General features: G+C 48.5%; 19 protein-coding genes. 12 read left to right on the forward strand and 7 right to left on the reverse strand.

What is annotated here, in order from left to right:
- Nucleotides 1-223: 223 nt before the first annotated feature.
- Nucleotides 224-1,132 (forward strand): Hpt domain-containing protein, encoded by a 909-nt coding sequence (locus C7I86_RS13515; RefSeq protein ID WP_014407145.1) that lies wholly within the window; start codon nt 224-226, stop codon nt 1,130-1,132.
- On the opposite strand, the gene sufR is transcribed toward C7I86_RS13515, so the two are convergent.
- Complete coding sequence (sufR, locus tag C7I86_RS13520) at nt 1,129-1,851, reverse strand: iron-sulfur cluster biosynthesis transcriptional regulator SufR (RefSeq protein ID WP_010873769.1); 723 nt, start codon at nt 1,849-1,851, stop codon at nt 1,129-1,131. The two genes, C7I86_RS13515 and sufR, sit on opposite strands and share 4 nt — an antisense overlap.
- 255 nt (nt 1,852-2,106) lie before the next feature.
- Here sufR and sufB point away from each other — a divergent pair, with 255 nt between their 5' ends.
- From sufB to C7I86_RS13540, 4 genes are all read left to right on the forward strand, one after another.
- Nucleotides 2,107-3,549, forward strand: a complete 1,443-nt coding sequence (gene sufB, locus C7I86_RS13525; protein WP_010873770.1) for a Fe-S cluster assembly protein SufB — start codon at nt 2,107-2,109, stop codon at nt 3,547-3,549.
- Between the two features lie 141 nt (nt 3,550-3,690).
- Entirely contained in the window at nt 3,691-4,461 is a 771-nt protein-coding gene (sufC, locus tag C7I86_RS13530; RefSeq protein ID WP_010873771.1) for a Fe-S cluster assembly ATPase SufC, read from the forward strand.
- A 135-nt stretch (nt 4,462-4,596) separates the two neighbouring features.
- On the forward strand, nt 4,597-5,958 hold the full coding sequence (sufD, locus tag C7I86_RS13535; RefSeq protein ID WP_010873772.1) for a Fe-S cluster assembly protein SufD: 1,362 nt from the start codon (nt 4,597-4,599) through the stop codon (nt 5,956-5,958).
- 67 nt (nt 5,959-6,025) lie between these two features.
- A complete protein-coding gene (locus C7I86_RS13540) occupies nt 6,026-7,288 on the forward strand; it encodes a SufS family cysteine desulfurase (protein WP_010873773.1) in 1,263 nt (420 codons plus the stop codon).
- On the opposite strand, the gene C7I86_RS13545 is transcribed toward C7I86_RS13540, so the two are convergent.
- The 4 genes from C7I86_RS13545 to gmhA all read right to left on the reverse strand — a co-directional run bounded on the left by C7I86_RS13545 (nt 7,278) and on the right by gmhA (nt 10,982).
- Nucleotides 7,278-8,468: a TRC40/GET3/ArsA family transport-energizing ATPase gene (locus C7I86_RS13545; RefSeq protein ID WP_010873774.1), complete on the reverse strand. Its 1,191-nt coding sequence runs from the start codon at nt 8,466-8,468 to the stop codon at nt 7,278-7,280. The genes C7I86_RS13540 and C7I86_RS13545 overlap by 11 nt on opposite strands.
- Nucleotides 8,469-8,510: 42 nt before the next feature.
- Nucleotides 8,511-9,722, reverse strand: coding sequence for a hypothetical protein (locus C7I86_RS13550; RefSeq protein ID WP_010873775.1), 1,212 nt, complete (start codon nt 9,720-9,722; stop codon nt 8,511-8,513).
- Complete coding sequence (locus C7I86_RS13555) at nt 9,719-10,288, reverse strand: HAD-IIIA family hydrolase (protein WP_020862049.1); 570 nt, start codon at nt 10,286-10,288, stop codon at nt 9,719-9,721. Before C7I86_RS13555 ends, C7I86_RS13550 begins: the two co-directional genes overlap by 4 nt.
- 109 nt (nt 10,289-10,397) lie before the next feature.
- Entirely contained in the window at nt 10,398-10,982 is a 585-nt protein-coding gene (gmhA, locus tag C7I86_RS13560; protein ID WP_010873777.1) for a D-sedoheptulose 7-phosphate isomerase, read from the reverse strand.
- Between the two features lie 216 nt (nt 10,983-11,198).
- On the opposite strand from gmhA, the gene queD reads away from it, so the two are divergent.
- Both queD and C7I86_RS13570 read left to right on the forward strand, forming a co-directional pair.
- Nucleotides 11,199-11,588, forward strand: a complete 390-nt coding sequence (gene queD, locus C7I86_RS13565; RefSeq protein WP_010873778.1) for a 6-carboxytetrahydropterin synthase QueD — start codon at nt 11,199-11,201, stop codon at nt 11,586-11,588.
- 222 nt (nt 11,589-11,810) lie between these two features.
- Nucleotides 11,811-14,252, forward strand: a complete 2,442-nt coding sequence (locus tag C7I86_RS13570) for a GspE/PulE family protein (RefSeq protein ID WP_010873779.1) — start codon at nt 11,811-11,813, stop codon at nt 14,250-14,252.
- A 100-nt stretch (nt 14,253-14,352) separates the two neighbouring features.
- Here the strand turns inward: C7I86_RS13570 and C7I86_RS13575 are convergent, their stop codons facing one another.
- On the reverse strand, nt 14,353-14,709 hold the full coding sequence (locus C7I86_RS13575) for a hypothetical protein (RefSeq protein WP_010873780.1): 357 nt from the start codon (nt 14,707-14,709) through the stop codon (nt 14,353-14,355).
- Between the two features lie 80 nt (nt 14,710-14,789).
- Here C7I86_RS13575 and rnhA point away from each other — a divergent pair, with 80 nt between their 5' ends.
- The 4 genes from rnhA (at nt 14,790) to C7I86_RS13595 (ending at nt 19,555) form a co-directional block, all read left to right on the forward strand.
- Nucleotides 14,790-15,272, forward strand: coding sequence for a ribonuclease HI (gene rnhA, locus C7I86_RS13580; RefSeq protein ID WP_010873781.1), 483 nt, complete (start codon nt 14,790-14,792; stop codon nt 15,270-15,272).
- 182 nt (nt 15,273-15,454) lie between these two features.
- Nucleotides 15,455-16,243, forward strand: coding sequence for a response regulator transcription factor (locus tag C7I86_RS13585; protein WP_010873782.1), 789 nt, complete (start codon nt 15,455-15,457; stop codon nt 16,241-16,243).
- 371 nt (nt 16,244-16,614) lie between these two features.
- Nucleotides 16,615-17,946, forward strand: a complete 1,332-nt coding sequence (gene rimO, locus C7I86_RS13590) for a 30S ribosomal protein S12 methylthiotransferase RimO (RefSeq protein ID WP_010873783.1) — start codon at nt 16,615-16,617, stop codon at nt 17,944-17,946.
- Between the two features lie 130 nt (nt 17,947-18,076).
- A complete protein-coding gene (locus C7I86_RS13595) occupies nt 18,077-19,555 on the forward strand; it encodes a DEAD/DEAH box helicase (RefSeq protein ID WP_010873784.1) in 1,479 nt (492 codons plus the stop codon).
- 142 nt (nt 19,556-19,697) lie between these two features.
- On the opposite strand, the gene argC is transcribed toward C7I86_RS13595, so the two are convergent.
- A complete protein-coding gene (argC, locus tag C7I86_RS13600; RefSeq protein ID WP_010873785.1) occupies nt 19,698-20,753 on the reverse strand; it encodes an N-acetyl-gamma-glutamyl-phosphate reductase in 1,056 nt (351 codons plus the stop codon).
- 245 nt (nt 20,754-20,998) lie between these two features.
- Between argC and hisH the strand changes: the two genes are divergently transcribed.
- Nucleotides 20,999-21,631: an imidazole glycerol phosphate synthase subunit HisH gene (hisH, locus tag C7I86_RS13605; protein ID WP_010873786.1), complete on the forward strand. Its 633-nt coding sequence runs from the start codon at nt 20,999-21,001 to the stop codon at nt 21,629-21,631.

Below are 21,631 nucleotides of genomic sequence, written 5' to 3' on the forward strand. Positions count from 1 at the left end.
TATCCCCGGAGATTTGTTGTCATAAATTGCTGACAGAAAATTTTTCTGAGGGAAAAGTGTCATTGAAGCTAAAATTTGCCGTATAAGATAATAAAGCATCCTACTCAGGCGGCCCGCTGCACCTTTTTTGGACTAGAGTTAACTTTTACTGCGTTCATTGTTATCTTTAGCTCGCTGGCGGTATATGCTAGGGGAGTGGCCATCCAAATTTGAGGGTACGACCTTGGATCAGCAAAAAATCCTCGGCTATTTTATCGAAGAAGCTCAGGAGCATTTGGAAACCCTGGAACGGGGCATCCTTGACTTGGGTAAGGTGGTGCAGGACTCGGAACAGGTCAACGAAATGTTTCGGGCGGCCCATTCCATTAAAGGGGGGGCGGCCATGTTGGGCTACACCAGCATCCAAAAAACGGCCCATCGTTTGGAAGATGCCTTCAAGGTGTTGAAGGAGCATCAATTGCCCGTGGATCAAAAATTGGAGTCCCTATTCCTCAACGGCTACGATGTCTTGCAGGATTTGGTGGAAAAATTGCAGAGTCCCGCTGGACTTCAGCCAGAAGAGGCAGATTCCATTGTGGATGGGGCAGCATATCAGTTTGAAGAGTTACAGAATTATCTGAATTATCTCCTCAACCAGGGCAGTGCCACGGCCACTTCTACCCAAACTATGGCGGCCAAGTCCACCAGTACAGGTACGTTCAATGAGAGTGATGTGCCGGAGGAAATTAAGGTCCTGCTACATAAAATGTTGCAGTTGTTTAAGCAGGAACCATCGGCCACTTCTCGGGAAAAACTTCAGGAATATTGCACTCGTCTGGGTCGCCTAGCCCCCAAGCAAGAAAATTGGCAGCATTTGCTCTCCCTCAGTAAACAGGCGATCGCCAATCCATTGCATTCCTACCGTACCTTGGCCCCGGTGGTGCTGAAGGATCTTAAACAGGGCTATGACTGTTTTGTGTTAGCCAAGCCTGGAAACATTCGGGTCAGCGATGGTCTTAAACAATTGGCCTCTAGCCAAGTGGCCCAGGTTCTCATTCCAGCAGACCCAGCGGCGGCAGCTAGCGTTCTCATGAAGGTATTCAACGACAGCCAACTGCGTCAATTGATTAAAAATCTTTCTGCCGCCCGTTAGTTCGGGGTTTTAGACTGGATCAAATAACCACAGGTGTGTTCCCCATCATTAAGCCAATGGGTTCTTTCGATGGCACAGTCCGGCAGAATAGCGGCAAACATTTCCAACTCATGGCCACAAACGGTGGGGTAGGATTCGGCCACATCGGCGATCGCACAGTGGTGCTCCGACAAAATAAATTTTTCCGCTTGCTCCACCGAAAGGGGATGAATTTCCGCCATATAACCTTCCTGCCGCCGTAGCTCCACCAGTTTATGTACCCTTTTGGATAAGGGGCCCTGGCCAATTTGTTGGCGATAGGCTTCCGCCTTCCGTTGCCATTGTTTTTTCAACACTGCCCCCAACTGTTCTTCCCCCACTGTTTCCACCAGGGAGTCGATGAACGAAAGGGCAAATTCACCGTAACGTTGGGGAAATTGTTCCCGCCCCTGTTTACTCAACTGATAGAGAAATTGGGGTCTGCCCATGCTCTGTCTTTCCTGTTGATGCTCAATTAGGCCATCATTTTCTAAATCCTTGAGGTGCTTACGCATGGCCTGGGGACTAATGCCCAACTCTTCAGCCATGGCGATCGCCGATCCTTGCCCCTCTTTGAGGAGATAGCAGAGGATATCTTCTTTGGTGGAGTGGGAAGAACTGAGGGTCATGGTCAACAACAGGAGAAGGAAATTTTGGAACCGATGCGTGGCAGTCCAGTAAACTGAAAGGACAACCCCCATGCTAAGCAGGATTACCTAAATTAATTGTCGGCTAATTATCAATTAGTTAACCCTAGTCCATGGCCAAGGGACTTCCCGTAGGAGCACCGACCTTGGCACTTTGACAACAATCGGGTTGCTAATCTATTCTAGAATAGATTAAAACAACTTACCTGTTGTTTTAGTTTCGCTCCTTGAGATTTATTTCGTCCCACTGCCAATCTACCTTGCCTTGGGCAGTTCCCTATCTGAATTCCCCGGAGAACACTGCATTCGATGAGTTCCACCACTGTTAAAAACCTGGTCAACCAACCCTACAAATATGGCTTTGTCACCAACATTGAAGCGGATGCTATCCCCCGTGGTCTGAGTGAAGACGTGGTGCGACTCATTTCTGCTAAGAAAAATGAACCCGAATTCATGTTGGATTTTCGCCTCCGGGCCTACCGGCATTGGCTGACCATGGCGGAACCCACTTGGCCGGCGGTGCATTATCCCCCCATTGATTACCAAGATATTATTTACTACTCCGCCCCTAAGCAAAGTAAGAAAAAACTAGAAAGCTTAGATGAAGTGGACCCAGCTTTGTTGGAAACCTTTGAAAAATTAGGGATTCCCCTATCGGAGCAAAAACGTTTAAGTAATGTGGCGGTAGATGCCATTTTTGACAGTGTTTCCATTGGCACAACTTTTAAGGAAAAGCTAGCGGAAGACGGGGTAATTTTCTGTTCTATTTCTGAAGCATTGCAGGAACATCCCGACCTGGTGCAAAAATATTTGGGCAGTGTGGTGCCCACCGCCGACAACTTCTTTGCCGCCTTAAACTCTGCTGTATTTAGTGACGGTTCCTTTGTTTTTATTCCCAAAGGGGTGAAGTGTCCCATGGAATTGTCCACCTATTTCCGCATTAATAATGGGGATACGGGGCAGTTTGAGCGGACATTAATTATTGCCGAAGAAGGGGCTTCCGTTAGCTATTTGGAAGGTTGTACTGCGCCCATGTATGACACCAATCAACTTCATGCGGCGGTGGTGGAATTGGTAGCTCTAGATAATGCTGACATTAAATATTCCACCGTACAAAACTGGTACGCTGGGGACGAAAATGGCAAGGGCGGAATTTACAACTTTGTGACTAAACGGGGTCTATGTAAAGGAGTTAATTCCAAAATTTCCTGGACCCAAGTAGAAACCGGTTCCGCCATTACCTGGAAATACCCCAGTTGTGTGCTAGTTGGGGATAATTCCGTCGGGGAATTCTACTCTATTGCTTTAACTAACAACAAACAGCAAGCTGATACGGGAACTAAAATGATTCACATCGGTAAAAATACCCGTAGTATCATTATTTCCAAAGGCATTTCCGCTGGTAATTCCGCCAACAGTTACCGGGGTTTGGTGAAAATGGGACCTAAAGCCCAGGGCGCTCGCAATTATTCCCAGTGTGATTCCATGCTCATTGGCGATCGGGCAGCGGCTAATACTTTTCCCTATATTCAAGTGGACAATAATACCGCCAAAGTAGAACATGAAGCTTCCACTTCCAAAATTGGCGAGGATCAACTCTTTTACTTTGCCCAACGGGGAATTTCTGAGGAAGATGCGGTGTCCATGCTAGTCAGCGGTTTCTGTAAGGATGTGCTAAACGAATTACCCATGGAATTTGCGGCGGAGGCTGATAAATTACTGAGTCTCAAACTAGAAGGTACTGTGGGTTAATAATTGTCGAAGGGGGGTAACTGCTAGGTTTAAGTTTGACCTATTTTTCTCCTGAATAATTAACTATTCTAGCCAGAGTAGAACCTAGATTTTTTCATTCTTCACCAAGCTATCTTTCATTAAGTTATTTCTGATACGTTTATGAGCCAGACTATTCTTTCCATTAAAAATCTCACTGCCTCTGTTGATGGAAATCAAATTCTCAAAGGAGTTAACCTAGAAATTAAAGCAGGGGAAGTCCACGCCATTATGGGACGCAACGGTTCTGGTAAAAGTACTCTTTCTAAAGTAATTACTGGGCATCCCGACTATGAAATTACTGGCGGTGAAATTATCTACCAGGGGCAAGATTTATCAGCTTTGGAACCCCATGAGCGGGCCTTAGCGGGAATTTTTCTTGCCTTCCAATATCCTTTGGAAATTCCTGGCGTAAGCAATTTAGATTTCCTCCGCATTGCCTATAATGCTAAACGCAAACATTTAGGTTTAGAAGAATTAGACACCTTTGATTTTGAAGATCTAATTCAAGAAAAGTTAGACGTGGTGAAAATGAATCCCGCTTTTCTAGAAAGGAGCTTAAATGAAGGATTTTCTGGAGGAGAAAAGAAGCGCAATGAAATTTTGCAAATGGCAATCCTAGAGCCAACTTTATCCATCCTTGATGAAATTGATTCGGGGTTGGATATTGATGCCCTCCGCATTGTCTCTGAGGGGGTCAATTTTCTTAAAAATCCTGACAATGCCACCTTGGTTATTACCCACTACCAACGCTTGTTAAATTACATTATTCCTGACCATATCCATGTGATGTATGACGGTAAAATTGTCATGAGTGGAGGCAAGGAGTTAGCCCTGGAATTGGAAGAGAAGGGGTACGATTTCCTCGATGAACAGGTTTTGGCTCCCATTTAAACTTCTGTTTCAGCTTGGTTGCGTTATTTTCCATTCTGCTAGGCAAGTTGGCCGATCGCCAGGCATTATTGAGACAATTTGAGCTACTGCACTAACTAAACTAATCCACTTTGCCCATCTCCAAGGATACTGCCCATGACCGCCGCGATTTTAGCCGATGCCCTGACTCAAAAAGTTCACCAAACAGAGATAGACAAAGAACTGCAAGCCCTTAAGGAGCAAGCCATGGTCTCCGGGACGGAGGACTCCATTTTGGTGAATAAACGACAGGGAGCAGCCGATTTGTTGGGTAGTTTGCGGTTGCCCCATAAGCGGGATGAGGAATGGCAATTTACGGATTTAAGCGAGCTAAAAGCAATTGATTTTGTGGCCGCTGGTAAAGTTAGTCTGGATGTGGCGGCGGCGGAAAATTTCTACTTACCGGAAGCCCATCAAAGTCGCCTGGTATTTATCAATGGCTTTTTTACTCCAGAGTTGTCGAATACTAATGATTTACCCAGCGCCATTACTTGTCAATCCTGGACTAATCTTGCCGCCCATCAAAGGGAGCAGTTAGCCAACTATTTGGGGCAAAAAACGGACGGTAACGAAGTTTTTAGTAACCTTAATACTGCCGGGATGACAGATAGTGCGGTAGTCTGGATTCCCGCCAATACTGAACTGAAAAGTCCCATCCACTTACTGTTTTTAACGGTGGTTGATCCAACCCCTATCATGGTGCAACCCCGTTTGTTAGTGGTAGTAGAAAATAACGCCCAAGTAACCATCGCCGAGTCCTACGGAGCGATCAGCACCAATTGCACGGATCGCCCGCAGCAACAGCCCTACTTTAACAACATCGTCAGCGAAATTTATTTAGGGGAAAATGCCCAGGTTACCCATATCCGTAACCAACGGGACTCCGGTGATAGCTTCCACATTGCCACCACGGCGATCGCCCAGGGGAAACAAAGTCGTTACCGATTAATTGATGTTAACTTAGGCGCAAAATTATCCCGTCATAATTTGCAAATGACACAGCAGGAAGAAGCCACGAAAACTGAATTTTTGGCCTTAACTATCCTGGCGGGACGGCAGGTGAGCGACACCCACAGTACCATAGCTTTAAACCATCCCCATGGGGCAACCAATCAACTCCATAAATGTATTGTGGATGAATATGCCCAGGCAGTTTTTAGCGGTAAGGTTTTAGTACCCCAGGCGGCCCAATTGACCAACGCCCAACAGTTAAACCGTAATTTGGTGTTATCTTCCAAAGCCCGTATTAATACAAAACCTGAGCTACAAATCACCGCTGATAATGTTAAATGTTCCCACGGAGCTACCATTAGCCAGTTGGAGGCGGACGAGGTCTTTTATCTCCGTAGTCGGGGCCTAAATGATTATGATGCTCGCCATTTATTGATTGATGCCTTTGCTGGGGAAATTCTGGATCAAATTCCCTTAGCCTCTTTGCAAGGACGTTTGCGGCAATGTGTTTCCTGTCGGACTATTTAGTCAGTCAGCAAACTCGGTATTTTAGTTGATTTTTTAGTTAGCCTTAGTATTCTTTGATTTTTAAGCCATGGTTGCTCTCCAAATTCCCAGCCTTGCCGCCACTGTCCGCCAAGATTTTCCCATCTTAAATCAAGAAATTAATGGCCATCCCCTGGTGTATTTGGACAATGCCGCCACCTCCCAAAAACCCCGGGCTGTGCTGGAAAAATTGATGCATTACTATGAAAACGATAATGCTAATGTTCACCGGGGAGCCCATCAACTAAGTGTGCGGGCTACTGATGCCTACGAAGCAGTTCGGAATAAAGTGGCAAAATTTATTAATGCCCGATCGCCAAGGGAGATTGTTTACACTCGTAACGCCACGGAAGCGATTAATTTGGTGGCCTATAGCTGGGGGATGAATAATCTCAAAGCAGGGGATGAAATCATTACCACCGTGATGGAACATCACAGCAATTTAGTGCCTTGGCAAATGGTGGCGGCCAAAACCGGGGCTGTACTAAAATTTGTCCAATTAGACGAGCAAGAAAGCTTTGATTTAGAACATTTTAAAACTCTACTTTCTGAAAAGACTAAGTTGGTCACTGTTGTTCACATTTCTAACACCTTGGGCTGCGTTAACCCGGCGGAAGAAATTGCCCAATTAGCCCACCAAGCTGGGGCTAAAGTGTTAGTTGACGCCTGCCAAAGTGCGCCTCATTACCCTCTGGACGTACAACTAATTGATTGTGATTGGTTAGTGGCCAGTGGTCACAAAATGTGCGCTCCCACGGGCATTGGGTTCCTTTACGGCAAAGAAGAAATCTTAGAAGCCATGCCTCCCTTTTTTGGCGGCGGCGAAATGATTGCTGAAGTCTTTTTTGATCATTTCACCACTGGAGAGTTGCCCCACAAATTTGAAGCGGGGACCCCGGCCATTGCCGAGGCGATCGCCTTAGGAGCGGCAGTGGATTATTTAACCGACTTAGGGATGGAAAATATTCATAACTATGAAGTGGAATTAACCCATTACCTCTGGCAAGGCTTGGGGCAAATTCCCCAACTGCGACTTTACGGCCCCAATCCCAAACACGGCGATCGGGCCGCTTTAGCGTCCTTTAACGTGGCGGGACTCCACGCCAGCGACGTGGCCACCATGGTGGATCAAGACGGTATCGCCATCCGTTCCGGGCACCATTGCACCCAACCGTTGCACCGATTGTTTGACGCTTCCGGCAGTGCTAGGGCCAGTCTGTATTTCTACAACACCAAAGAAGAAATTGACCTATTTTTACAATCTTTGCAAGCAACCATTCGCTTCTTTAGTGATGACGACTTTACCGTTTAACTGCCTCAGCAAACCTAATTTTGAGGTAATCATCCTCCATTTTTGCTCCAGCGGGACTTAGGGCCGCCAAAGCCTGGGGCAGAACCAAGTTGCGGCGATGGTTACCGATACGAACATTTAACTCATCGCCAGTTTTATTTAGTTGAATTTGCTCTTTGGGAATACCTGGTAAATAAAGTTCTAAACTGTAATCATTGTTGCTGCCCTGAACAATGTTAATGGTGTTTTCCTTGTAGTAAACCTGGGAAGGATCTTCATCTTTGTACAAAGTGTCCTTCAGTCTTTCCAAAGCTGCTAAGCCACACATTTCTTCCGAGAATAGGGGCGCTTCCTTCACCGGCAGAGGATGGAAATTGTCATAAATTTCTTGTTTATAGACCTGTTGGTTACTTTTCCACCGTTGGAAGAAGGGATCATCAATGGTTTCGGGCAAAATCCGGTTAGCAATGACTAAATCCGTGGATACATTGTACAAACTTAGGTAGGCATGGGCCCGCAATGATTCCTTCAACACCATCTTTTCTGGGTTGGTCACCAAACGTACGGAAGTCTGCGTGTTATCTGTTAACACTTTTTCCAGGGCTTCAATTTGCTCATAAAATTCGTAGGGAGCATCCATCACTTCCTTGTCGGGCAAAGAAAAACCGGCGATCGGTCTAAATAGGGGTTCCACCAATGGTCTGAGGGCCACGGACATCCCCTGTAAAGGCTTATAAAAACGTCGCATATACCACCCCCCCACTTCCGGCAAACTGAGCAGACGTAGGGCAGTACCTGTGGGAGCAGAATCGATAATCAGTACATCATAATCAGCTTCGTCATAGTGGCGTTTCATCCGCACCAGACCAAAAATTTCATCCATGCCAGGGAGAATGGCCAGTTCCTCCGCCTGTACTCCATCTAGCCCCCGGGCCTGTAATACCTGGGTAATGTAACGCTTAACTGCGCCCCAGTTGCCTTCCAACTCCATCAAAGCATCCAATTCTGCTCCCCAAAGATTCTCCTTCACCAGGCGAGGCTCATGGCCCAACTCCAGATCAAAACTGTCAGCGAGGGAATGGGCAGGGTCGGTACTCAGAACTAGGGTCTTATGGCCTAATTCCGCACAACGGAGACCGGTGGCCGCCGCAACGGAGGTTTTACCAACCCCCCCTTTACCTGTCATCAGAATTACGCGCATGGATGGATCTGCCTAGAAAGATGAAAAATTGGAGACGGAATGTTACATATTGTTAACTTCCATGTTTCCATTATGCCGGGAAAGCCAGATTTCTTGCAGGGTTTTGGCATAACTTTCTAGGCTGTGGTGCCGACGGTAAGCTTGGGCCATGGCTGCTAATTGCTGATGGATGCTTGAATCGGCCAACTTTTGGTCAATTTCTGCCCATACTAGGGATTGGGCTTGCCAATCCACTACTAAACTGTCGAGGTCGTACTGGTTTAATTCCCTGGCCATCCAGGTGCCCGGAGATACTAACGGTATTCTTTCTGCGATGATGGCTTCGGTGAAAATGCCGGAAGTCCTTTCTGCATAAGCTTCTGGATCGTAGGGTAAGAGAATAATTTGGGCTTTATTTAACCAACCGGCGTATTCTTCCCTAGTCAGGCGATCGCCAATTAAATGAACTTCAATTCCTTCACTGTCACTTTTTAATCCGGAAGCCGCCGCCGCAATTAGTTGGAGCCTAGGTGAATTAGGCCGGGGCAATGAAACCAAATGACGCATCACCGACCAACCTTTTTCTTCCCGAGGGGCACCGGGCCACCAGCAAAGAATGGGATCAGCTTCTGTAAATAAAGGTACAACTTCAGCAAAATCCGTGTGGGGAATGGGCATCACGGTGAATGGTTGGCCAAAATAATCCTGGAGCGATCGCCCGAGGGGTTCACTATCGGTTAAAAATTGGCATTGGGGTGGGGGTAATAATTTCCGTAAGCGTTGGTGGAGCCAATGGTAAATAGAACGGGTTTGGTCTAGATGCACGTCCCGACGGTAGAGGATCCAAAAATGCAATCGGCTTCGGGCTTCGGGAGATAATTGCCGTAGTCCCCACCAGATAGCAAACAGTTGGAGATGGATGAACCGTTCTAAAAATAGAATAACTGGTCTACTTTCCCCATTGGTTAACAAAGATTGCAATTGTTGAGCTAAAACATCACTACATTGCATGGCTTGGGGAAGACGGGTTATTTTTGCCACCATGCTCCCCTCCGCTTCCAAATCCTCCGGCAGAAGAATTCGATGGAGGCGATCGCCAATTTCTTCTAAATTTGGATCCGCATCCTGGGGCACCCAAGCTTGATACTGCCACCCCAAATACTCTACCGATCGCCGTACCGCCCCGTGGTAAGGCACAATATGGCCTTTCCCTCCCATCAGATGGGGTATGAGAGAAATAAATAGGGGTTGATCCCGAGAATGGTCAGAGTTCATTTGCTTGAAAGGGAAGCCAGCAGACTAACAGTTTCCCCCAGATTGGCAAAGACGGGAATTGGCCCAGCTAATTGCAACCTAAACTTATCCAACTGTTGGCAAGTTTCCTCACCCCGCCCTGTCATTAGCACCACTGGCTGACAACCGGCCGCAATGGCTGCTCCCACGTCACTGGGGGCATCGCCAATAAAGTAGGATTCCTGGAGAGAAATTTGGTACTGCTCCGCCGCCCGCAACAACATTTCGGGGGAAGGTTTACGGCAATCACAACCGTCCTCTGGATGGTGGGGGCAAAGGAAAAAATCGGTGAACTTTACTCCCTCTTTGCCGTACTCTTGTCGGATTTTGGTATGGACCGCCGCCACGTCACCGTGGTCAAAATAACCCCGGCCAATGCCCGCCTGATTGGTGATCACAATTAATAAATATCCTGCTTTTTGCCACTGGGTTAAAGCTTCCCCGGCACCGGCCGGTAACTGCACTTGCTCCGGTTTACCAAGGTAGGGAATATAGTCAATGATGACGCCGTCACGGTCGAGGAACAGGGCTTTGCGGAGGGCACTCAAGGTTATCGGTGTGAATATTTATTTGGCTAGATTAAAAATGGCTTTAGTATCCTACAGGACGGGGACGCAGTCCTACCCCCCATCGAACTAAATTTGATCACCCTTTCAACTAGACTTTGATTCCCACAGACTTTTGGGCGAAGAGACGGGATTCCACCTGTTCACAGATGTGATGGTAGGTCATCAAATGCACTTCTTGGATGCAGGGAGTGTTTTTGTCGGCGACGAAGAGGGGATAGTCAGCAAATTCCTGGAACAAACCACCGTTATTACCAGCCATGCCGATGGTGTGTAAACCCTTATCCTTGGCACATTTCAGCGCATGGAGCACATTGGTGGATTTACCCGAAGTGGACAAACCCCAAAGAATATCCCCCGGTTGGCCCAAAGCTTCCACTTGACGGGAAAAAACAATATCGTAGGTGTAATCGTTGCTGACAGACGTGAGGATGGAACTGTTGGCGGTCAAGGCGATCGCCGGTAGGGCTTGGCGGTTGAAATGGAAACGGCCGACAAATTCAGCGGCCAGGTGTTGGGCATCGGCGGCGGATCCCCCGTTACCGCAGATGAGCAATTTATTACCCGCCTGGAATCTTTGGCAAATCAGATCTACCACGGCCTCAATGGCTCCGCAATAGGATTGATCGAAAGCCTTGGCAAGGGACTGTAAACGCTGTTCAACCCATTCAGACATAGTAAATCCTCATTTTCAAAGCCTGAAGCAGCCAAAAAATCTAGCTTCGACTTTTAGGGACTCCCATTGCCATAAAAAAGTGGCAGGGGCCAAAATATAGTTCCTAATCTTAATCGAGGGAGGCAAAAATTGGCTAATGTTAAAGGGGTCAGCGTTTGGTCACTGGGGACGATTTTCCCTCATCCTAGGGTGAGTAGACAGTGATTTGAGATTTTTATGTGGATTATTTATAAGGAGTTTTCCTTTGAGGCGGCCCATCAATTGCCCCACCACGAAGGGAAATGTCGACGCTTACATGGCCATAGTTTTCGGGGCCGGGTTTACGTGGCCAGCGATCGCCTGAAAACCACTGGTTCAGAAACGGGCATGGTGATGGACTTTAGTGTGCTCAAAGCCCATTTGGACCCCTTGGTGAAAAATCACCTCGACCATTATTACCTCAACGACAGTCTTGGTTTGGAAAGCCCCACCAGTGAGGCGATCGCCGCTTGGATCTTTGCCAAATTAGAAGAAGCTGGGGTACCGGGGTTACATTCCGTGGAAGTCTTGGAAACCTGTACCTCCGCCGCCCGTTACTTTTCCCCCCGTTTGTCCCCATTGCTGTGATTTTCGTAATCCCTGGGATTAGGGGATTTAACCGAACAAATTGACCCCAGTCGGCCAACCATTGCTTAAACTAGGGGAAAGTACTAAGTTTAGTAGGAAAAATTGTCAGCCTTGGGTATTTAGCGCAATTTTGATAGGATTTTGCTCCCTTGAGGCATTCTGAAATTAGCACTACTCATCACTGTTGTTGTTTGCTGAACTGTTATCTCGGTCGCCCCTGCCATGGTCTTTTCCTCCGATTCCCCCGAATTTAGCCTCTCCCCTTTTGAACAAGCCCTCATTGAAGCGGGTTATCTTTCCCTTTCCCAAATTCATCAGGCTTTAATGGAGGCGCGTCGCACCGGCATTGCTCTGCCGACTTTGGTGGAAACAATATTGGGGGAATCTTTGCCCGATGAACTACATCGCCAGTACCAAGCTCAGCAACGGTTTGCCCTTTCGGTGATCCATGGGGTGAAGTTTTTTGACCAACATCAGTTAACGACCCTGGCCAACACCGAGGCGATCGCCAGTTTACTGAACCGTTACTTTCCTTTGCCCATCTGCCGTCAGTATGGTTTTTTACCCCTCCATTACCGGGAAAATCCGGGGGCTTTGTTAGTGGTGATGGTGGACCCCAGCGACCCGGAAGCAAGTCAATTTTTACAACGACAACTAGCGCCCCATCGGCTTACCCTGCGGCGGCGGGGGGTGACCAAGGATGATTTTGATAATTTAATCGATCAGCTTTACCACGATCCGGAAGTGCAGGCCGCCCTGAACGCCCACCGCCAAACTGAGATTAGTGAAGATCCCTACGATGGCAAAGCAACGGTGGTGGAAGTAACGGAAATTATTGAGGATTTACCGCAACAAATCGCAGCTCTGCAGAATACTCCCCCGGTTGCTCCCCCGCCGGTCAGTGCCATAGCCGAAAATACAAATGATTCTAATCCAGAGGCCAAATCCGAAGGGCCAGAAGTTAAATTAGCTAATAAAATTCTCATCCTTGGGTTGCGGGAAGGGGCCAGCGAAATTCACATTGACCCCCAGGATAATCGGGTGCTGGTGCAGATTCGTCAGGGTGGTAATCTCCGGATGTTGCTTGAACCCCTGCCTAGGGAGTTAGGCCCCAAATTGGTCGCCAGGGTGAAAACCATGGCCCATTTGGACACCAGCCAGACCAACATCCCCCAAAAGGCCCGCATCCGCAAAAGTTATAATGGCCAGTCAGTATTTTTCTACGTCAATATTCTGCCCAGTTTTTACGGTGAAAAAATACTGGTACGGGTGGTTCCTCACCTAGAAAAATTACCTGATTTTGCCCAACTTTGTGGCGATCGCCAGAGCCAGGAAAGTTTACAAAGATTAGCCCAGGAATCCCAAGGTTTAGTGGTGGTAATTGGGGCGGCCTATGGCGGCAAAACCACTACCATGGAAGCTTTTTTGGGACAGCAGTTGGACCAGAATCGCTCCGTTGCCTTGGTGTCCGATCCCCTTGTCCATGTTTATGAAAACATTAATCAGCTAGAAGTAAACCCCCAAAAGGACTTTACCAGCGAAAAGGCAGTGCAGTCCCTCCAGGATCAATGGCCCGCAGTGATGGCAGTGGATCCCTTGGAGGATCAGGAAACAGCCCAAATTTTGACCCAAGTCCTCAACCAAGGCCATTTAGTTTTCACCTCTGTCATTGCCAAAGATGTGCCCTCGGCGATCGCCCAACTGCAGCAATGGTTTGAACCAGCGGTATTGGGGCAACACCTGAAGGGCATTGTTTCCCAGCGGCCAGTGCGACGGGTCTGTCCAGCCTGTCGTTTGAGGGGGGAAGTGACACCGGAAGAGCAACAACGTTTTGGTCTGCCTCCGGGAACTATTTATCGGGCTAACAGTTTGAGTATGGAGTTGATGGCCCAACCCATGATCAAAAGTCGTCTCTGTCGTCAGTGCCATGGCCTTGGTTACTCTGGCATGACGGGGATATTTGAGGTCGTGGCCATTACTCCTGAGCTCCAACAGTTAGTCAGTAGCCCCTGTTCCCACGCAGAAATTATCAATGGTTTAAGTCAAGCTGGCATTGCTAGTCCCGCTCGCCAGGCGATCACCCTAGTGAGTCAGGGAGTCACCACCCTCGAAGAAGTGACCAGACTTTTTCCCCAATTGCCCCGGCAACTATCGCCCCGATCGTCCCCCCCTGAAGCTATTAGTGCACAATCATCACCAATGACTCCCCCCGCAACTCAAACCATCCCAGGGGAAACTATGTTCTCCGATGACCAATGGTGGCAACGTCTGCAACAACTGGAAAAATCTGTGCAGGAGCTTAACCGTGCCCTGGCGGATTTGAAAAAAATGGCTGGCGATCGCCCTTCTGCTCACCGTACCCGGGCTGGCGATCATCATTCCCCATCGGCTGCTGGCCCCAACTTAGACCTCATGGCAGAATTGCAGGCCCTGGAGGATTTATCTGCCCACAAAAGGCCCAAGGCTAGGGACAGACATGAACAAGCCGTAACCGTTATGGAAGGTTTTGATCAAATTGAAGAATTATTAATTGACGATCAATTGGGCCAACCTGCCGCTGCCCCCTTCAATGCCGGGGAGGAAACCTTTATTGCAGAAGAAGAAGCTAACGTCCCGGAGGGGAAAAAATTTAATCCGTTTAAATCTGTGATTGACCCCTGGTAACCCAAAAACCATTGCTTTGTTCGGCTCATAGAACACAGAACAGCCAAGACTAGATAAACCCGGTGAAGCAGAAATCCCAAGCCCTTGAACGAGGGAACTCTCAATTCTTAGTGGATGGCAAAGGCTGGAAAAAAATTCTGCCCATCCACAGCAAACACACCAGGAAATAACCGGTGGTGATCAGACCATTTAGGTACATTAGTCTAAATGCGGCCAATTCCCCCGCGCCCTGGCCAGTCCCCCAGAGTAATAGGTACAGGCAGAGCCAACCTAGGGTTAATTGCAATGACCGACGACTTAAACGGCGACGTTGACGGTGATGCTGATTGTCGCCCCAGTTAGGTTGGTCTGGTTGGCGTAACTGCCAGAGGGACGGTAATATGCCCACTACGGGAAGCAGGTATAAACAAAGTTGTAGGCGCATTAGTTTCGTGTCGGCAAAACGCTCTTCGTTCACTCTGATTTTCCATCCTGCTTATGATCCCAGCTTGACCAGCGCTGATTTTCCCATTAACCCTAACCTTGCTGAATTTGTCCATGGCCTCTACCCCCAATTCCGTAACTCTCTACACCGATGGTGCCTGCTCCATGAATCCTGGCCCTGGTGGCTATGGCGCAGTGATTCTCTACGGTGATGGTCGTCGGGAGGAATTGTCCGCCGGTTATAAAATGACCACCAATAATCGCATGGAAATTATGGGGGCGATCGCCGCCTTGAGTCATTTACAAGAACCGTCCCAAGTGTTGCTCTATACCGATTCCCGCTATATGGTCGATGCCATGAGCAAGGGTTGGGCCAAGAAATGGAAAGCCAACGGATGGCAAAGGAATGCCAAGGAAAAGGCCAAAAACCCCGACCTGTGGGAAACGATGTTAACGCTGTGCGAAAAACATCAAGTTACATTCCAGTGGGTCAAAGCCCACGCTGGCAATAAGGAAAATGAGCGGTGCGATCGCCTAGCGGTGGCCGCCTATCAAAATAATCCCAACTTAGTAGATGAAGGCTTCGGCAAATTCTAGGGGGCAAAACTTAACCAATTTCCATTTCCTATCTAGGCTTTGCCAATTCAACGATTTTCCCTCAATAGCAAACGGGGGAATTTTTTTCGTGCCCAATTTCCAGCCCTAGCGGAGATTAGCTTTTTTCACCATGTCATTATTTTGCCAAAAAGTTTGCTGTTAACATCAATGTTCTGTGTTATATGTTGGTTAAATACCATCTAGTAGGTTTCCCAATGGCAACGCTAGAAGCCCCCCCCCATAGTCTGCAACACCAGGAAATTCCCCCCAGCCATCGTATTTTGGTCGTTGAAGACGAGGTTTCCATTCGTGAAACCATTGTCCTATCACTGCAGGAAGAAGGTTATGAAGTTTATGCGGTGGACGATGGACGTGATGCCTTAGCTCTGTTGCAAGAATTTAGCGAAGACCCCGGTCAGGCCGCCGTAGACCTGATCATTCTGGACATCATGCTTCCCCAGGTAAACGGCTTAGATGTATGTCGTAGTTTGCGCTTTGGTGGCGATAATACCCCGATTTTAATTGTCAGTGCCAAAGGCAGTGAAATGGAAAAAGTAACTGGCTTGGAAGTGGGGGCCGATGACTACATCACTAAGCCCTTTAGCCTGAAGGAATTGGTGGCCCGTTGCCGCGCCATGATCCGTCGCCAGGGCTTGGCTGGTAATAACATTGCCCCATTCCGCAAATTTAGGGATTTGGTGCTTTATCCCCAGGAGTGTCGGGTGTTAATGCGGGGAGAAGAAGTGAGTTTGGCCCCGAAGGAATTTCGCCTATTGGAATTGTTCATGAGCTATCCCCGTCGAGTCTGGTCTAGGGAACAGTTAATTGAACATATTTGGGGCATTGATTTTATGGGAGACAGCAAAACGGTGGATGTCCATATCCGCTGGCTACGGGAAAAGCTGGAACAGGACCCCAGTCAGCCGGAATATTTAGTCACAGTGCGGGGCTTTGGCTATCGTTTTGGTTAGAAAATTATTATTTATTTAAACTTTTTTGCTCAGAACCTCCTCCATTTCCTCAATGGGACTAATGGGGGAATTTTTCGCCATATTTCTATCTATTGCTGGATTAAGGCGACTTTTCTGTGGGCATTTTCAACGTCAGAGTAGGAGAATATTGGGAGTAATGTCAGGAAATGTATAACATTACACCAAACGACCTCAGGTTTTCTGGTGTAAATCTGTTACAATGTCTTTACAAATAAAAAGGGTCTGACCACCGTTCCCCATCCGCAGGCTGTATTTACAGAATTTGCTGATCATTGCCTGGTTTAGTCCCTACCCTACATCCCTTGGACTCGAACTCAGTCAATAGTCAGTTAATCCCTAGTAATTAATTTATGGGCCAAACGCCAACGATCGCCATCAACCATTTGGGTTGCGAAAAAAACCGCATTGATTCTGAACATATGTTAGGCCTGCTGGTGGAAGCGGGTTACCAAGTCGATGCCAATGAAGAATTAGCAGATTACGTCATTGTTAATACCTGTAGTTTTATCCAGGATGCTCGCCAGGAGTCGGTGAGAACCTTAGTAGAACTAGCGGAAGCAAAGAAGAAAATCGTTATTTCCGGTTGCCTGGCCCAGCATTTCCAGGAGCAACTTTTAGAAGAAATTCCCGAAGCGGTGGCCGTGGTGGGCACCGGGGATTACCAAAATATTGTTGATATTATTCGACGCACGGAACAGGGTCAGCGAGTTAAAGCCATTTCCCCCAATCCCAGTTTCATAGCCGACGAAAATTTGCCACGTTATCGCACCACCAACGAGGCGATCGCCTATCTGCGGGTGGCGGAAGGCTGTGATTATCGCTGTGCTTTTTGCATCATCCCTCAACTACGGGGCAAACAACGGTCTCGCCCGATTGAATCTATTGTGGCGGAAGCCGAACAACTGGCTAGCCAAGGGGTAAAGGAATTAATTCTCATCTCCCAAATCACCACCAATTATGGATTGGATCTGTATGGGGAGCCGAAACTGGCAGAACTATTACAGGCCCTGGGTAAAGTCGATATTCCTTGGATTCGTATTCACTACGCCTATCCCACCGGATTGACCCCCAAAGTAATTGAGGCAATTCGGGATACTCCCAACGTCCTCCCCTATTTGGATTTACCCCTGCAACATTCCCATCCCGACATTCTCAGAGCCATGAATCGCCCCTGGCAGGGCCAAGTCAACGACGACATCATCACTAGACTAAAAACTGCCCTTCCCGACGCTGTGCTACGTACCACCTTCATTGTTGGTTTTCCTGGGGAAACCGAGGAACATTTTGGGCATTTGCTAGACTTTGTCCAACGCCATCAATTTGACCATGTGGGAGTGTTTACTTTTTCCCCAGAGGAAGGCACCGCCGCCTTTGATCTGCCCAATGCTGTGCCCGAAGAAGTAATGGGCGATCGCCGGGATCGGTTAATGGCTCTGCAACAGCCCATTTCCGCCCAGAAAAATGCCGCTTGTTTGGGGCAGACCCTGGATGTGCTGATCGAGCAGGAAAATCCCAGCACTGGGGAATTCATCGGCCGATCAACCCGCTTTGCTCCAGAGGTGGACGGATTAGTCTATGTCAAGGGCAATGCCAATTTGAATGAAATCGTCCCGGTCGTGATCACTGCCACCGACGATTATGACCTGTACGGTATGACCGCCGAGGAGGCTAAGGTTTTTTAGCTATTGAACTAAGGGGATGGACTGGCTGTGTTATTGACGGTTGGTTCCCAGCCATTCCCGCAAACTTTTTAATCCTTAATTATTTGCCCACTAAACCGTCTTTTGTTATCCGAAATTATTTAACTTTTCCATGACTAATACTTTGACTAGTACCTTCGCTGACCTTGGTCTTTCTGAAAAACGTTGTCAACTCTTGGCCGACATTGGCTTTGAGGCTCCCACCCAAATTCAAACTGAAGCCATTCCCCTGCTTTTGAGCGGCCGGGACATGCTGGCCCAATCCCAAACCGGCACGGGGAAAACCGCCGCCTTTGCCCTACCTTTGATGGACCGCATTGACCCAGAGGGGGACTTGCAAGCCTTAATTTTGACCCCCACCCGGGAATTGGCCCAGCAGGTGGCGGAAGCAATGAAGGACTTTTCCCACGAGCGCCGTCTATTTATTTTGAATGTGTACGGTGGTCAATCCATCGAGCGGCAAATTCGCAGCCTAGAACGGGGTGTGCAAATTGTGGTGGGCACCCCTGGACGGGTGATTGACCTAATTGACCGCAAAAAACTTAAATTAGAAACCATCCAATGGGTGGTGCTGGATGAAGCGGACGAAATGCTGAGCATGGGCTTCATTGACGATGTGAAAACCATTCTGCGTAAAACTCCCCCCACCAGGCAGACCGCTTGTTTTTCTGCCACCATGCCCCGGGAAATCAAAGAATTGGTCAACCAATTTTTAAATGATCCCGCCCTGGTGACCGTTAAACAGACCCAATCCACCCCCACCCGCATTGAGCAGCAGCTTTATCACGTGCCCCGCGGTTGGTCTAAGGCTAAAGCGCTACAACCGATTCTGGAAATGGAAGATCCCGAATCCGCCATTATTTTTGTTCGTACTAAACAAACCGCCGCAGACCTCACCAGTCGTTTGCAAGAAGCGGGCCATAGCGTGGATGAGTACCACGGCAACCTGAGCCAATCCCAACGGGAGCGTTTGGTGCACCGTTTCCGGGATGGCAAAATTAAGCTGGTGGTGGCCACGGACATCGCCGCCCGGGGTTTAGATGTGAATAACCTCAGCCATGTGGTCAACTTTGATTTACCCGATAACGCTGAAACCTACATTCACCGCATTGGCCGCACCGGTCGGGCTGGTAAGACTGGTAAGGCGATCGCCTTGGTGGAACCCATTGACCGTCGTTTACTGCGATCCATCGAAAACCGTCTGAAACAACAAATTGAAGTTTGTACCATTCCTAACCGTTCGCAGGTGGAAGCCAAGCGGATTGAAAAACTGCAGGAACAACTCAAGGAAGCCCTGACCGGTGAGCGGATGGCCTCCTTCCTTCCTTTAGTGCGGGAATTGAGCGATGAGTACGATGCCCAGGCGATCGCCGCTGCTGCTTTACAGATGATCTATGACCAGAGCTGTCCCCATTGGATGAAATCCGATTGGGAAGTGCCGGAAGTTGATTTCAACAAGCCCGTTCTCCGTCGTGGCCGCAATGCTGGCGGTGGCCAGAACAAAAGTGGGGGTGGTTACCAAGGTAAACCGGGCAAACCCCGTCGCTCCAGCGGTGGCCGTCGTCCTGCCTATAGTGATCGCCAACAGTAAACATTGATTCAGATAGCCTGTTTGAAAAAATAAAGCCGGGTTAATGACTCGGAAAAAAATAACTCCTCCAGAACTAAGACCCTGGGGGAGTTTTACTTTGATGGCAATTGGCTCAGATTGGGATGTTTTTCCAACCGAATAACTAGGGATAAAAAGCCAGTTGGGGCAAGCCTAAGGATTCTTCCCAACCCATCATGAGGTTTAAGCATTGCACTGCCTGCCCTGCCTGGCCTTTGACCAGATTATCAATGGCGGAAAGGACAATTACCCGCCCAGTGCGGGGGTCCACTTCGATGCCAATGTAGCAAAGATTCGTCCCCCAAGCCCATTTCGTTTGGGGGTAAACCCCGTGGGGCAGAATTTTCACAAAGGGGGAAGCCCGGTAAAAAGCACTGTAAATGGTGATCAGATCATCCCGCACCAAACCCGGATCCCGCAGGGTGGCATAAACGGTGGCTAGGATACCGCGCACCATGGGGATCAAGTGAGGCGTGAACTGTACCCTTAGCTCCGTACCGGCCAAATCACTGGCAATCTGTTCAATTTCAGGGGTATGGCGGTGTTTAGCTACTCCGTAGGCCCCCAAAGATCCTTCTGCTTCTGCTAGGAGCATGTTAACTTTTGCCTCTCTACCTCCCCCGGAAGTACCGGACTTAGCGTCAATAATGGCAGTTTCGGGCACAATGAAACCCTGTTTCAGCAACGGGGAAAGGGCTAGTAAACTGGCGGTGGGATAACAGCCGGGGCAACCAATTAGTTGGGCATCCCTAATAGCATCCCGGTACAATTCCGGCAGGCCGTAAACAGCTTGGTTATTGGTGGCTTGGTCCTGACGATCCTTTTTGTACCATTCCGTGTAGGTGTTAAGATTGCGGAAACGATAGTCCGCCGACAGATCTAAAACTTTACAACCTTTGGCCAATAATGCCGGGGCCATGTCACAGGCTAAACCATTGGGCAGACCAAGGAACACCGCATCACAACGGCTGGCGATCGCCTCTAGGTCAATGGGTTCGATGGTGAGGTTTACCCGGTGGGTTAAATGGGGATAAAGATCACTGTAGGGCTTGCCTGCACTGCTGTGCCCCGCTAGGTAGGTCAATTCCACCTGGGGATGTTCCAACAATAAACGTACTAGCTGAATGCCGCCATAGCCCGACGCGCCAATGATACCGACTCTAGCTTTTTCATTCCCCATGGTTCTCAAATCTCAAATAATGCCAACAGATTAGTGAAATTGGTGTGTTGGCTGAATTCTAATATCAAAATTGCCCAATGGCGAACTTGATCCCCGGTTTAGCAAAGATTTTTTCCGGGATCCTTCTGCCCAGAGATATTGCTAGTCCGTCCTGGGGAGCGGTCAACTTTGCGTACAATGGCTAGACGGGGGTTAGGTCCGATCATCAATGGTCTAACTCTGTCCTACTTTGCGTCTTTTTTCCCATGGGTTACATCGCCGTCGTTGATTATGATATGGGCAATCTCCACTCCGTCTGTAAGGGTTTGGAGAAAGTGGGAGGCAATCCCCTGGTAACGGACCAGGCCCACGTTATCGACGGTGCTACGGCTATTGTCCTGCCGGGGGTAGGTTCCTTTGATCCAGCGGTGCAGCATTTGCGGGCCAGGGGTTTGGAAGAGGTGCTCAAAACGGCGATCGCCAAGGGAATTCCTTTTTTGGGCATTTGTTTAGGTTCCCAACTGCTATTTGACAGTTCTGAAGAAGGCCAGGAAACGGGGCTGGGCATTATTCCCGGACAAGTGAAACATTTCCGTTCCGAGCCGGGACTGACCATTCCCCACATGGGCTGGAATGGATTGCAGTTTAACCAACCGGATTTATGTCTCTGGCAAGATTTACCCCCGGAACCCCAAGTTTACTTCGTCCACTCCTACTACATGGCTCCCCTTGATCCCCAGGTAATTGCCGCTAGTACCACCCACGGCAGTCAAACCATCGCAGCGGCGATCGCCAAGGATAATGTGATGGCGGTGCAATTCCACCCGGAAAAATCCTCCACCCTGGGGCTAAAAATTTTGGCTAACTTTGTCAAAAAAGTTGCTTTGAGCGATATTTAA

The organism is Synechocystis sp. IPPAS B-1465 (assembly GCF_003015225.1).
Taxonomy (GTDB): domain Bacteria; phylum Cyanobacteriota; class Cyanobacteriia; order Cyanobacteriales; family Microcystaceae; genus Synechocystis.

What these genes read in the sequence shown, in the direction of transcription:
- sufR (WP_010873769.1), bottom strand. Translation starts at nt 1,851, where the DNA reads ATGGGGGTTGTCCTTTCAGTTTACTGGACTGCCACGCATCGGTTCCAA.
- sufB (WP_010873770.1), top strand. Translation starts at nt 2,107, where the DNA reads ATGAGTTCCACCACTGTTAAAAACCTGGTCAACCAACCCTACAAATAT.
- sufC (WP_010873771.1), top strand. Translation starts at nt 3,691, where the DNA reads ATGAGCCAGACTATTCTTTCCATTAAAAATCTCACTGCCTCTGTTGAT.
- sufD (WP_010873772.1), top strand. Translation starts at nt 4,597, where the DNA reads ATGACCGCCGCGATTTTAGCCGATGCCCTGACTCAAAAAGTTCACCAA.
- C7I86_RS13540 (WP_010873773.1), top strand. Translation starts at nt 6,026, where the DNA reads ATGGTTGCTCTCCAAATTCCCAGCCTTGCCGCCACTGTCCGCCAAGAT.
- C7I86_RS13545 (WP_010873774.1), bottom strand. Translation starts at nt 8,468, where the DNA reads ATGCGCGTAATTCTGATGACAGGTAAAGGGGGGGTTGGTAAAACCTCC.
- C7I86_RS13550 (WP_010873775.1), bottom strand. Translation starts at nt 9,722, where the DNA reads ATGAACTCTGACCATTCTCGGGATCAACCCCTATTTATTTCTCTCATA.
- gmhA (WP_010873777.1), bottom strand. Translation starts at nt 10,982, where the DNA reads ATGTCTGAATGGGTTGAACAGCGTTTACAGTCCCTTGCCAAGGCTTTC.
- queD (WP_010873778.1), top strand. Translation starts at nt 11,199, where the DNA reads ATGTGGATTATTTATAAGGAGTTTTCCTTTGAGGCGGCCCATCAATTG.
- C7I86_RS13570 (WP_010873779.1), top strand. Translation starts at nt 11,811, where the DNA reads ATGGTCTTTTCCTCCGATTCCCCCGAATTTAGCCTCTCCCCTTTTGAA.
- rnhA (WP_010873781.1), top strand. Translation starts at nt 14,790, where the DNA reads ATGGCCTCTACCCCCAATTCCGTAACTCTCTACACCGATGGTGCCTGC.
- C7I86_RS13585 (WP_010873782.1), top strand. Translation starts at nt 15,455, where the DNA reads ATGTTGGTTAAATACCATCTAGTAGGTTTCCCAATGGCAACGCTAGAA.
- rimO (WP_010873783.1), top strand. Translation starts at nt 16,615, where the DNA reads ATGGGCCAAACGCCAACGATCGCCATCAACCATTTGGGTTGCGAAAAA.
- C7I86_RS13595 (WP_010873784.1), top strand. Translation starts at nt 18,077, where the DNA reads ATGACTAATACTTTGACTAGTACCTTCGCTGACCTTGGTCTTTCTGAA.
- argC (WP_010873785.1), bottom strand. Translation starts at nt 20,753, where the DNA reads ATGGGGAATGAAAAAGCTAGAGTCGGTATCATTGGCGCGTCGGGCTAT.
- hisH (WP_010873786.1), top strand. Translation starts at nt 20,999, where the DNA reads ATGGGTTACATCGCCGTCGTTGATTATGATATGGGCAATCTCCACTCC.